This window comes from Conchiformibius kuhniae DSM 17694, from assembly GCF_000428785.1.
GTDB classification, from domain to species: Bacteria; Pseudomonadota; Gammaproteobacteria; order Burkholderiales; family Neisseriaceae; genus Conchiformibius; species Conchiformibius kuhniae.
Window position 1 is genome coordinate 40066 of record NZ_AUAP01000003.1, and the last position, 11551, is coordinate 51616.

Here is an 11551-nt window from a genome sequence, read left to right on the forward strand (position 1 = left end):
CCCCGTACACGGCGGGCGTTGTCGCCTTGTCTCGTTTTTATTTTTATCAACTATACATTTTTGTAATAAAAACGAAGAAAATACGAACACGAAAAGGAAACACGCATCATGACCGAACGCAGCGATGTTTTGCCGCAGCACGAGTTGCTGCAAGAAAAATCTTGGATAAAAAAGCTGACCGTCTCCGATTGGCTGTTTGCGGCGGTGGTGCTGGCTGCCGCCGTTGCCGCGCAAATCGCCGTGCCGCACCATATGGACGGCTACGAAACCGCGATTTTGTGGGCAAGTGCGGCGGTTGCGGTGGCATTGGGCTGGTTTCACAAACCTTTGCGCTGGTTTATGCTCGGCACGGCGGCGGCGGCGGCTTTGGCGGTGTGGCTGTATGCGGGCGACATTGCCCGTGCCGGCGACCAGATTTCCGCCGCCACCGGCAAGGCGCAGGGCAAATTTCTGCTGCGCTATTTTTTGAGCAGCCAATCGGCGATTATGTGGCAGTGCGCTTTAACGGTTTTGGCGTTTGCCGCCTACACCTTCGGCGCATTGGCGGCATGGCGCGTCCACAAACGCCGTCCCGATGCCCCCTCCGGCAACATCGTGCTGAATTTGGGGACGCAGTTGGCATGGGCGGGCGCGTTTGCGGGCTTTACCGGCTTGCTGGTGCGTTGGCACGAAAGCTATCTGCTGCGCCCCGATGCGGGGCATATTCCCGTGTCGAACCTGTATGAAGTGTTTATCCTGTTTATGGTGATTACCGCGCTGATGTATTTGTATTACGAGAAAAAATTTTCCATGCAAAAGCTCGGCGGCTTCGTGTACGGGCTGATGTGCGTGCTGGCGGGCTTTGTGTTGTGGTACAGCGCATCACGCGGCGCACACCAAATCCAACCTCTGATTCCCGCGCTGCAATCGTGGTGGATGAAAATCCATGTACCCGCCAATTTCATCGGCTACGGCGCATTCGGCATGGCGGCGATGTTCGGCGTGGCGCAACTGCTTGCCCTGCGCGGCAGCCGTTTTCTGCCCGATGCCGCGCAGATTGAAGAAGCCATGTACAAAGCCATTGCGGTGGGCTTTTTGTTTTTCACCATCGCCACCATCTTGGGCGCACTGTGGGCGGCAGACGCGTGGGGACGCTACTGGAGCTGGGACCCGAAAGAAACGTGGGCGTTTATCGTTTGGCTCAACTACGCCGTGTGGCTGCACATGCGTTTGGTGGCGGGCTGGCGCGGCAAGGTGTTGGCGTGGTGGGCGATTATCGGCTTGTTTATCACGGCTTTTGCCTTTGTCGGCGTAAACATGTTTTTAAGCGGTCTGCATTCTTACGGACAATTGTAAAATCTTGATGATTGGAAAAATATGAAAACCATTACCCTGTACACCCGTTCCTACTGCCCCTACTGCACGATGGCGAAAAACCTGCTCGCGCAGGTGGGTGCGGCAGAACGCATTCACGAAATTTCTTTGGACGGCAACGACGCCGCGTTTGACGAAATGCGCGAAAAAAGCGGACGGCGCACCGTGCCGCAGATTTTTATCGGCAACGTGCATGTGGGCGGCTTTACCGACTTGCAGCAGCTTCACCGCGAGGGCGGGCTGATGCCGCTTCTGGATTGACCCGACCCGTTTTGCACAAGCAAAAAATCCGCACCGTTGCCATACGGTGCGGATTGTGTTTGCGGGTAAACGCCGAATCAAGCGGCGGCGCTGTCTTCCGCATCATTGTGCATATAATGCTTGCGGACGCTGCGTTTGACCTTTTCCAGCTTCAGGCTGATGGTTTCGCCCAAGCGCAGTGCCAAGCCGATGGCGAGAATGTCCACCACCGCCAATTGCAGCATGCGCGACACCATCGGCGTATAACGGCTGTTGTCTTCCTGCACCGCCACCGGCAGCACGCAATCTGCCAACTGGGCGAGCGGGCTGTCGCTGCGGGTGATGGCGATGACCTGCGCCCCGTTTTCTTTGGCAATGCTGACCGCATCAAGCAGCTCGATAGACGAGCCCGAATTGGAAATCACCACCAGCACATCGTCGCGGCTGAGTACCGATGCCGCCATCAATTGCGTGTGGGTATCGGAATAGGCAACGGTGGACACGCCGAAACGGAAAAACTTGTGCTGCGCGTCCTGCGCGACAATGCCCGAATTGCCCACGCCGTAAAACTCGATGCGGCGGGCATGGGTCAAAATGGCGACGGCGCTTTCCAAATCGCTTTGGTTCAGGCTGCGGCGCGCGCCGAGCAGGGCGGCGGCGGCGTTGCCCAAGACTTTTTCCATCACGTCGCCCATGCTGTCGTCGATATTCAGCTCGGCGTGGACGTAGGGCAGCCCCGAATGGCTGATGCTGGCAGACAATGCCAATTTGAACTCGGGCAGGCCTTTGAAACCCAAGCTGCGGCAGAAACGGATGACGGTGGGCTGGCTTACGCCCGCCCGTTCGGCGATTTCCGCCACGGCGGCATGGACGAACCATTTGGGTTCTGCCAAAGCGCATTCGGCGACTTTGCGCTCCGCCGTGGAAAGTCCGTTTAATTCTTCACTGATTTTGCTGAGCATAAAGCTGATTCCTTTCTCGATAACCGGTTTGTGCGGTTAAAAATGTCAATATTGTATTGTACTGTGTTTCGACAGGTATTCGTCCCGAAATAAAAACAATGACGCCAATATCCGCGCATCGCCCGTTTGCGGACAGGCAATCAGTTTGTCCACGTCCGACAGGGGAACGGCAACCGTTTGCAGGGGTTCGGGTTCGTCTCCGGGCAGTTTGGCGGGGGTCAGTGTTTCGGCAATGAACAGGTGCATGGGGCTGTACATGTGTCCGGGCGAGGTGTAAAGCGGACGCAGGGGGGTGAGCCGCGCTGCCGCAAAGCCGATTTCTTCCTGCAATTCGCGGTTGGCGCTTTGTTCGGGGGTTTCGCCGGCGTCAATCAGCCCTTTGGGCAGGGTTAGTTCGTAACGCTCGGTGCCGACTGCGTATTCGCGTATCATCAGCAGGTGGTTTTCGTGGACGGGCAGCACCATGACGGCGGGACGGCGGGCGGGGGTGAGCCGTTCGTAGGTGCGTTCCGCGCCGTTGGCAAAACGCAAGTCCACGCTTTGCACTTCAAATACGGCGGTTTTGGCGGCAAGGCGTACGGATAAAATTTGCGGTGGGGTGAGTGTGTGCGACAAGTAGTCCATTGTTTTTCTCCTGACGGCGGTCGGTGGGGGCAGGCACAATTGTAACGCAATTACGCGGTGATGCGCCAAGCGCACCGCCAAAAGCTTGGAACGTCAGCACCGTCCGCGCAGATGTTGCCGCAATGCCGCGCTCGCGCCCGTGAGACCCGGATGTTGCGCCAGCACGATGTAGGCGGGAATCGCTGCCAAGTAGGCGGAAAAACGTCCTTTGTGTTCAAAGCGGGCGCGGAAGGGTGATTGGGCGAAGTCGTCCCGCAGGCGCGGAACGATGCCGCCGCACAGGTACACGCCGCCGCGCGCGCCCAATGTCAGTGCCAAATTGCCCGCCGCCGTGCCCAGTGCGCCGCAAAATACGTCCACCGCACGGCGGGCGGCGGGGACGGTGTGGCGGCGGCGGGTGATTTCGGCGGCGTCCAACTGCGGCGGTTCGCCCGCGTATTGTCCTGCCAGCGCTTCGTACACCAGTGCCAAGCCCGCACCGCTCAACACGCGTTCGGCGGAAACGTGCCCGAAACGTTGTGCGGCAAGCTGCCAGACCTGCCGTTCGGCATCGTCTTGGGGGGCAAAGCTGGCGTGTCCGCCTTCGCCCGCCAATGCCAGCCATGTGCCGTTGCCGGCGGGCAGCAGCCCGCTCACGCCCAAGCCCGTGCCCGCGCCGATAACGGCTTTGGGCGCGTCCGGCACGGCTTCGCCGCCGCCGATTTGCAGCAGGTCGCGTTTGTCGGGCTGCGCCACCGCCAATGCCTGTGCGGTGAAGTCGTTCAGCAGCAGCAGGGTGTCCAAGCCCAAATCGCGGCGGGTGTGTTCGATGGAAAACGCCCAGTGGTGGTTGGTCATCTGCACCCAATCGCCGGCAACGGGGGTGGCAACCGCCATGGCGGCGTGCCGGACGGCGGGGTTGCCCGCGTGTTGGAGAAAGGCGCGTACGGCATCGCCCAAGCAGGCGTAATCGGCGCACGCCAACACTTCGACACGCGTCCACTGCTGCGCTGCGGTTTCGAGTGCGAAGCGGGCGTTGGTGCCGCCGATGTCGGCAAGCAGGCGGGGAAAATGGGCGCAATCAGTCATGGCAGAACACGCGGGTGCGGGTGTGCGGGTCGTGCAGCACGCGGCTGACGGGCAAATCGGCGCACACGCCTTCGGCAGCGCGGCGGAACACCGCCAGTTTTTCCGCCCCGCCGATGGCGAGAAACACTGCCCCTGCGCCGCAAATGGCAGACAAACTCATGCTGATGCGCTCGTGCGGCGCGGTCATCGGGCTGGTGTGCAGCACAAGCGGCGCATCGGGCGCGAGTGCCGCCGCCAACTGCGGCGCGTGCGGAAACAGGCTGGCGGTGTGTCCGTCCGCGCCCATGCCCAACACCACCACATCGGGTTGCACCAAACGGGCGCGTGCCGCCGCCACCACCGCCGCCGCATCGCGCAAATCTTCCGCTTTTGCGCCGTCTGCCACCAAAGCCAGCCAAGACGCCTGTGCCGCCGCACCCTGCAACAAATGTTCGCGCACCAGTGCCGTATTGCTGTCGGCGTGCGTGGTGGGGACGATGCGTTCGTCTGCCAAAGTCAGGTTCACACGCGCCCATGCCACATCGCGTTCGCGCAGCGCGTGAAAAAACGTAATCGGCGAACGCCCGCCCGATACCGCCAAAGTGGCACGCGGCTGCCGTGCCAGCACACCGTTCAAAGCCGATGCCGCCGCATCTGCCAAAGCCGAAGCCGCCTGTGCCGCATCGGAAAAATTCCGCACTTCCATAACTGCGATTCCTCAAACCATAGGGTGATTTTGCGGACGGCATTGTAACGCAAATCGCCCGCATTGCGCCTGTTCGGGCGAGACGTTATTGCCGCAGCCCCTGCTTGATGCTCGCCCAACCTTCGGGGTCGGGCTGCCATGCCACCGCATCGCCGCGCATCAACGCCCGCATCAACTGCGCCGTTTCCGCATCGGTGCGCTGCGCCGTTTCCACCAAACGGCTGTTGGCGAAAAACGATAAATTCGGGTCGTACAGCTCGGTTGCCTTTTCCAACTGATATAAATCGCGCTTTTCGTAAAAACGGCGCAACTCGGCGGCTTTTTGCGGCGGCACGCCCAAAATTTCCAAAGCAATCTGCCCCGTATTCATCGCCGAATCAAACGTTTCGCGGATAATATAATCCGCACCCGCATGGTGCAGGTCGTAGGCATGCAAACGGTCGTAAGCGCGGGCGATAATCGGCAGCTTCGGACAATGACGGCGGATAAACGCCACCACATCGGTGGCACGGTGGCGGTCACCGATGCACACCGCCACCAATTTCGCCTCGTGCAGCCCCGCCGAAATCAGCAATTCCGGACGGGTGGCATCGCCGTAATGGGTTTTGATGCCGTATTCGGTGAGCCGTTCCACCGTTTCCGCGTGGTGGTCAATCACGGTGGAGGCAAAACCGCAAGCGTTGAGCAGGCTGTTGATTTGATGACCGAAGCGTCCGTGTCCGAGCAAAATCACGGGATTGGATTCGTGAATGGCATCGTGTTCGCGTTCGGGCGTGCGGGGATTGTGGCGGCTGCGCGGCAGCAGGATTTTTTCATAAACGATAAATAGCAGGGGCGTCAAAACCATCGACAACGCCACCACCAGCGCGATGCGGTCGAGCCACTGCGCGGTCAGCACCTTGCCTTGGTCGGCAATCGACAACAGCACGAAACCGAATTCCCCTGCCTGTGCCAAACTCAAGGCAAACAGCTTCGCACCCAATGCAGGCAGCCTGAACAGTTTGCCCAAGCTCCACAAAATCAGCATTTTGATGCCCAAAGTGGCAAGGGTCAGCGCGGCAATCAGCCAAAACTCGCGTCCCAGCACGGCAAAATTCATGCCCGCGCCCACCGTGATGAAAAACAATCCCAACAGCAAGCCTTTAAACGGCTCCAAATTGCTTTCCATTTCATGACGGTAGCTGCTGTTTGCCAATGCCACGCCCGCAATAAACGCGCCCAGCGCGGGCGACAGCCCCACCAGCGACATCAACGCGGCAATCCCGACCACCAAAGCCAGCGTAAACAGGGTAAACAGTTCGCGCAAATGGGTTTTGACAATCAGGCGGAACATTCTCGGCACGGCATAACGCACCGCCAGCACAATCAGCAGCATCGCCGCCACGCTCACCGCCGCCAATACCCAGCCCGGTTGTGCCGCCAACAGTTTGCCGTGTGCGGCGGGCGAAGCGGCAGGCGCAACCGCCAACAAAGGCAGCAGGGCGAGCATGGGAATTGCCGCCACGTCTTGAAACAGCAGCACGGCAAACCCTGCCTGTCCGCCGGCCGTTGCCAACAGGTTTTTTTCGGAAAAGGTTTGCAGCACGATGGCGGTGGACGACAGGGCGAGAATGCAGCCGATGGCGGTACCGGTGCGCCAGTCCAAACCGAAGGCGTACATCGCGGCGGCGGCGAGTGCCGCCACACTCAAACCCACCTGCAAACCGCCCAAGCCCAACAGCTTGTGGCGCATCTGCCAAAGCATTTGCGGCGCGAGTTCCAGCCCCACCAAAAACAGCATCATTACCACACCGAATTCGGCGATGTGCTGGATTTTTTCGGCTTCATCGCCCACAAAACCCAGCACGGGGCCAATCACAATGCCCGCAATCAAATAGCCCAATACCGAACCCAAACCCAATCTTTGCGACACCAGCACCGCCGCCACCGCAAAAAACAAATACATGCAGGTATAAAGCAAAAGTGCCGTCATGAAACTGCCCCCGTTGCCGTAAAAAAAGCGCGATTGTAGCCGAAAAAGCGCGTTCGGGCTGCCCGAGCAGGGTGGCATGCGCCGTTGTTCCGCAGATGATGACGCACCCTAGGTTGTGTCACCATTTAAACTTTTATACTGAAAATCAGTGCAATATAAAAATGTGTCGTCATTCCCGCGCAGGCGGGAATCCAAAACAAATTTCAAAAAGCATTGATAAAACATCGCTTCACAAACATCAGCTAGTGGATTCCCGCATTTGCGGGAATGACGGCGTTTTTTTATTATGCTGATTTATAATGGAAAAGTTTAATTGACGACACGCCCTAATGTGCCTTGTGCGTGGTGCTGTACACAATCTTGTCCGTCCACGCCATCGCCACTGCCGACACCAAAAAGCCCAGATGCAATAAAAGCTGCCACATAATCTGGCTTTCGGGCAAATTACCCGCGTTGATAAAGGTTTGCAGCAAATGAATGGACGAAATGCTGATAATCGCCATCGACAGTTTCACTTTCAACACCGAAGCGTTCACATGATTGAGCCATTCCGGTTGGTCGGGGTGTTCGTCCACGTTCAGGCGCGACACGAAAATTTCATAACCGCCAATCAGCACCATAATCAACAAGTTGGCAATCATCACCACATCAATCAGGCTCAACACGGCGAGCATAATCGCGTTTTCGTCCATCGCGCCCAAATTGGCGACCAAGTGCCACAGCGATTTCAAAAACTTATACGAATAAATGCCTTGCACCACAATCAGCCCGAGATAAATCGGCAGTTGCAGCCAACGGCTGAAGAAAATCAGTTTGCCCAAAGGGGTGTGAAATTTGGCGATTTGCTTGGTTTCCATTGTCAAAAAGCGCGTATTTTAACGAAAAAAGCCCGCATTGTGCGGGCTGGGGCGGTTTCGGGCAGCCTTCGGAAAAAACGTCATTCCCGCGCAGGCGGGAATCCAAGTCGAAGCACGACAAACTTTGATAAAACATCGCTTGCCAAACATTGGGCAGTGGATTCCCGCATTCGCGGGAATGACGGCATTTTTATATTATACTGATTTAAATTAGAAAAGTTTAATTAATGACACGCCCTAGTGATGGCTGTGTCCGATTTGGAAGGTGAGCGTGGTGTAAGCCGCCAGTTTTTGGCACACTTTTTGGTCGGGGAAATCGGTTTTGTGTTCCACCATCGCTTTCCAAAAGCCTTGACGCAGGGGAATGATGTCTACCGTGCCGTCATCGCCCGTGGTGTCGGAAAACGCCTGCGCTTCGGTTTTGTGGGTTTTGCTGCGGTCGCTGGTGTCAAAGCCGTCAAAAGTGGCGGTAACGGTGGCTTTGGGCAAAGGCTCGCCGTTAAACAGCACTTTCACTTTGAAACGTTCGCCCACATGAATATTGGCGGGATTGTCCAAAGGCACGATTTCCAACACCTGACCAACGGGCTTGGTAATCACGTCTTTGCTTGCGCTTTCATGGCCGACATTGACGATGTTTTTGCCGTACATACGCGTTTGTTCGCAGTAAGTGGCATCTTTCATTTGCGTCATGTTTTGCTGTTTCCAGCCGTTCGCATTTTTAGACCAAAAAGTGGGTTGGTATTCGGCAATCACCAGATAGCTGCCATCTTTGACGGGCGCGGCGCTTTGGTATTGGTAGTTGTGCAGCCCTTTTTGCAGCAAATCCTGTTTGCCTTTTTCGGTAACCAGTTGCATGGGCTTGCGGAAAATATGCAGACGGTCATCGGCAATGCGCTCAAATTCGGGGAACTCGCCGTAGCCCAAATCGGCTTTTAAAATTTCGCCGCCGTGCGTGTGGTCGGTGGACACCCACACGCGGTGGGCGTGGGCGGGAACAATCAGGGCGCACAGCAGCGCGGCGGAAAGCAGGTGTTTCATCGCAGTCTCTCGTGTTCGGATGGGAAGTGCAAATGTTATACCATAACAATGTTAAAAACAAGCGCAGCCCGCACGGCTGCGGCTTATGTTGGCAGATGATGGGGCTAATCAAAAGTTTTGATGCCCTGTAAAAAAGGCAAACGGTTTGGTCGGCAGAAGCGGTATATTGCCGAACTTTGCATTTTGCACAAGGAATGCGCCATGCTTACCTTTATCGGATTGTCCATCATCGTGATAATCGTTGCCCTGCTGATTACCGAAAAGGTTTCGCCCGCCATCGCCATGATACTCGTGCCGCTTGCGGGCGCGGTGGTGGCGGGGTTTGACTTCGGGCAAATCAAGGAGTTTTACACGGACGGCACCAAATCGGTGATTCAAATCGTTACCATGTTCGTGTTTGCCATTTTGTTTTTCGGCATCATGAGCGATGTGGGGCTGTTCAAACCCTTGATTGACGGCTTGGTGCGGCTCACGCGCGGCAATATTGTGGCGGTGAGTGTCGGCACGGTATTGGTGTCGGTGGTGGCGCAGCTTGACGGCGCGGGCGCGACCACGTTTCTGCTGGTCGTTCCCGCGCTGCTGCCGCTTTACCAGCGTTTGCGTATGAACCCGTATCTGCTGTTTCTGCTGCTGGCCTCCAGCGCGGGGCTGATTAACCTGCTGCCTTGGGGCGGGCCCACCGGACGGGTGGCCACTGTGCTGCAAATGGATGTGGACGTGTTGTACAAGCCTTTGTTTGTCGTTCAAATAATTGGTTTGACTTATATTTTGGCATTGGCGGCGTTTTTGGGGCTGCGCGAGAAAAAACGCATTTTGGCGGAATACGGCGCGTTGCCCGATGTCGGCACTTTGTTGGACGAACACCGCGCTTCAGGCAGCGCGCCCGACCATTTGGCGCGTCCGCAGTTGTTTTGGGTGAACATTGCCTTGTTTGTTTTGACGATGGCCTTGCTGTTTTCCGGCAAACTACCGCCCGGCTATGTGTTTATGATTGCCGCTTCGCTGACGCTGCTGATTAACTACCGCCACCCGAAAGAACAAATCGAGCGCATCAACGCCCACGCGGGCGGCGCGATTATGATGGCGAGCATCATTTTGGCGGCGGGCACGTTCTTGGGGATTTTGAAAGGGTCGGGCATGTTGGACGCGATTGCCAAAGATTTGGTGAGCGTGCTGCCGAATGCTTTGCTGCCGTATCTGCACATTATCGTGGGCGTGTTCGGCATTCCTTTGGAGCTGGTGTTGAGTACCGATGCTTATTATTTCGGTTTGTTCCCCGTGGTGGAGCAAATCACTTCGCAGGCAGGCGTGGACCCGCGCGCGGCGGGCTATGCGATGCTGATTGGCAGCATTGTCGGCACGTTTGTTACGCCCTTGTCGCCCGCTTTGTGGATGGGTTTGGGCTTGGCGCAGCTTTCCATGGGCAAGCATATCCGTTATTCGTTTTTCTGGATTTGGGGTTTGTCGCTGCTGATTTTGGCAAGCAGTATTGCGGTGGGTGTGGTGCCGCTTCACCCTGTGCCCTAAAGTAAACGCAGACCAGCATTTTTTGATGTTTTCTTAACCTGAAAGGGCTGTGATTGCCCTTATAATGTCGGCGGAAACGGTGTCGCACCGTTTCCGTTATTTTTTTGTAAACGCATTATTGGGGGGTATTGTGATGAAAAAAATCATGATTGTATTTTTATTGGCGTGTGCGGGCGCGGGGTTTTGGTATGCGGGACACACGGTCAGCAGCAAGGAAACGGCGCAAACGCATCAGGTACTCAGCCAAAGCAGCGTATTGGCGAAAATCCGCGAATTGAACCGTTTGGAAAGCACGGCGTTTTACATCGACACGATTATCCGTACCGAAAAGCAGGGCAATTGGTATGCCCTGTGGCAGGACAGCGAAAAGGGCATGTTTGTTGCCAAAGGCAATGCGGTGGCGGGCATCGATTTGGACAAATTGGACGAAGGTGCGGTGTCGGTGGTGGACGGACGGGTGATTGTGCAGTTGCCGCAAGCGGAGATTTTGTCGGTGCAGCTCGACCATTTGGAGGTGTACGATTGGCGCACGGGGGCGTTTAATCTTTTGAAAGCGGATACAGGGGTGCTGGAGACGGTGCAGGTGCAGGCAAAGGCGCAGCTTGTGCGTCAGGCGTGTGCCAACGGGATTTTGGAGCAGGCGCGGGAGCGGGCGGCGGCACAGGTGGCGCGTTTGTTCGAGTTGGCGAATGTGCCGGTGTCGGTGTATCCGGCGGCGGGCGGGCATTGCCGTTATCCCGCATAAAACAAATCCGCCGTATCGGTCTGAACGTACGCGATACGGCGGGTTGGATTTTGGGGTGGCAGATGGGACTCGAACCCACGACCCTCGGAATCACAATCCGATGCTCTAACCAACTGAGCTACAACCACCACATAGAAAACTTTTTTGGCGCGCCCGACAGGACTCGAACCTGTAACCCCCGGCTTAGAAGGCCGGTGCTCTATCCGGTTGAGCTACGAACGCTTCGGGAATCCTGCTGGTCGGGGCGGTGGGATTCGAACTCACGACCCTCTGCTCCCAAAGCAGATGCGCTAACCAGACTGCGCTACGCCCCGCGTGAAAGATTGGCATTGTATGTGCGGGGTGGTTTGCCGTCAAGCCCTGTTTGGTGTGATGTGTTTATCTGATTATTTGGCAAGGGGATTATTTTCCGTGTTTCGGCGGGCGGAAGGAGCGGTTTTTCGTTTAAAATACGGCTTTTTTGATTGCGAGTTGATG

At 56.8% G+C, this 11551-nt stretch carries 11 protein-coding genes and 3 tRNA genes; 4 read left to right on the forward strand and 10 right to left on the reverse strand.

Annotated elements, in window-relative coordinates; genetic code table 11:
• Window positions 1–108: 108 nt before the first annotated feature.
• Window positions 109–1335: a c-type cytochrome biogenesis protein CcsB gene (gene ccsB, locus G392_RS0104045; protein ID WP_027009196.1), complete on the forward strand. Its 1227-nt coding sequence runs from the start codon at window positions 109–111 to the stop codon at window positions 1333–1335.
• A 21-nt stretch (window positions 1336–1356) separates the two neighbouring features.
• Window positions 1357–1614, forward strand: a complete 258-nt coding sequence (gene grxC / locus G392_RS0104050) for a glutaredoxin 3 (protein WP_027009197.1) — start codon at window positions 1357–1359, stop codon at window positions 1612–1614.
• Window positions 1615–1691: 77 nt separating this feature from the next.
• Here the strand turns inward: grxC and G392_RS0104055 are convergent, their stop codons facing one another.
• From G392_RS0104055 to G392_RS0104085, 7 genes are all read right to left on the reverse strand, one after another.
• Window positions 1692–2555 carry a MurR/RpiR family transcriptional regulator gene (locus tag G392_RS0104055; protein WP_027009198.1) on the reverse strand — a complete coding sequence of 288 codons (864 nt, stop codon included), beginning with the start codon at window positions 2553–2555 and terminating at the stop codon, window positions 1692–1694.
• A gap of 45 nt (window positions 2556–2600) precedes the next feature.
• On the reverse strand, window positions 2601–3179 hold the full coding sequence (nudE, locus tag G392_RS0104060) for an ADP compounds hydrolase NudE (protein ID WP_027009199.1): 579 nt from the start codon (window positions 3177–3179) through the stop codon (window positions 2601–2603).
• 93 nt (window positions 3180–3272) lie between these two features.
• Window positions 3273–4247 carry a glucokinase gene (locus tag G392_RS0104065; protein WP_027009200.1) on the reverse strand — a complete coding sequence of 325 codons (975 nt, stop codon included), beginning with the start codon at window positions 4245–4247 and terminating at the stop codon, window positions 3273–3275.
• On the reverse strand, window positions 4240–4932 hold the full coding sequence (gene pgl / locus G392_RS0104070; protein WP_027009201.1) for a 6-phosphogluconolactonase: 693 nt from the start codon (window positions 4930–4932) through the stop codon (window positions 4240–4242). The genes G392_RS0104065 and pgl overlap by 8 nt, the downstream gene beginning before the upstream one ends.
• Window positions 4933–5017: 85 nt before the next feature.
• The gene (locus G392_RS0104075; protein ID WP_027009202.1) at window positions 5018–6904 is read right to left on the reverse strand and encodes a monovalent cation:proton antiporter-2 (CPA2) family protein; all 1887 of its coding nucleotides are present in this window, start codon (window positions 6902–6904) and stop codon (window positions 5018–5020) included.
• 326 nt (window positions 6905–7230) lie between these two features.
• Entirely contained in the window at window positions 7231–7761 is a 531-nt protein-coding gene (locus tag G392_RS0104080) for a TIGR00645 family protein (protein ID WP_027009203.1), read from the reverse strand.
• A 237-nt stretch (window positions 7762–7998) separates the two neighbouring features.
• Window positions 7999–8802, reverse strand: coding sequence for a DUF4198 domain-containing protein (locus tag G392_RS0104085; RefSeq protein WP_027009204.1), 804 nt, complete (start codon window positions 8800–8802; stop codon window positions 7999–8001).
• A gap of 201 nt (window positions 8803–9003) precedes the next feature.
• On the opposite strand from G392_RS0104085, the gene G392_RS0104090 reads away from it, so the two are divergent.
• Together G392_RS0104090 and G392_RS0104095 are read left to right on the forward strand one after the other, a co-directional pair.
• Entirely contained in the window at window positions 9004–10329 is a 1326-nt protein-coding gene (locus tag G392_RS0104090) for a CitMHS family transporter (RefSeq protein ID WP_027009205.1), read from the forward strand.
• A 145-nt stretch (window positions 10330–10474) separates the two neighbouring features.
• Window positions 10475–11074: a DUF4230 domain-containing protein gene (locus tag G392_RS0104095; protein ID WP_245571920.1), complete on the forward strand. Its 600-nt coding sequence runs from the start codon at window positions 10475–10477 to the stop codon at window positions 11072–11074.
• Window positions 11075–11125: 51 nt separating this feature from the next.
• Here G392_RS0104095 and G392_RS0104100 read toward each other — a convergent pair.
• From G392_RS0104100 to G392_RS0104110, 3 genes are all read right to left on the reverse strand, one after another.
• Window positions 11126–11202, reverse strand: a tRNA-His gene (locus G392_RS0104100).
• A gap of 17 nt (window positions 11203–11219) precedes the next feature.
• Window positions 11220–11296 (reverse strand) — tRNA-Arg (locus G392_RS0104105).
• Between the two features lie 14 nt (window positions 11297–11310).
• Window positions 11311–11388 (reverse strand) — tRNA-Pro (locus G392_RS0104110).
• Window positions 11389–11551: the final 163 nt, after the last annotated feature.

Coding starts and splice junctions, on each gene's coding strand:
- G392_RS0104085 (WP_027009204.1), bottom strand. CDS start 8,802: ATGAAACACCTGCTTTCCGCCGCGCTGCTGTGCGCCCTGATTGTTCCC.
- pgl (WP_027009201.1), bottom strand. CDS start 4,932: ATGGAAGTGCGGAATTTTTCCGATGCGGCACAGGCGGCTTCGGCTTTG.
- grxC (WP_027009197.1), top strand. CDS start 1,357: ATGAAAACCATTACCCTGTACACCCGTTCCTACTGCCCCTACTGCACG.
- G392_RS0104075 (WP_027009202.1), bottom strand. CDS start 6,904: ATGACGGCACTTTTGCTTTATACCTGCATGTATTTGTTTTTTGCGGTG.
- G392_RS0104065 (WP_027009200.1), bottom strand. CDS start 4,247: ATGACTGATTGCGCCCATTTTCCCCGCCTGCTTGCCGACATCGGCGGC.
- ccsB (WP_027009196.1), top strand. CDS start 109: ATGACCGAACGCAGCGATGTTTTGCCGCAGCACGAGTTGCTGCAAGAA.
- G392_RS0104055 (WP_027009198.1), bottom strand. CDS start 2,555: ATGCTCAGCAAAATCAGTGAAGAATTAAACGGACTTTCCACGGCGGAG.
- G392_RS0104080 (WP_027009203.1), bottom strand. CDS start 7,761: ATGGAAACCAAGCAAATCGCCAAATTTCACACCCCTTTGGGCAAACTG.
- G392_RS0104090 (WP_027009205.1), top strand. CDS start 9,004: ATGCTTACCTTTATCGGATTGTCCATCATCGTGATAATCGTTGCCCTG.
- nudE (WP_027009199.1), bottom strand. CDS start 3,179: ATGGACTACTTGTCGCACACACTCACCCCACCGCAAATTTTATCCGTA.
- G392_RS0104095 (WP_245571920.1), top strand. CDS start 10,475: ATGATTGTATTTTTATTGGCGTGTGCGGGCGCGGGGTTTTGGTATGCG.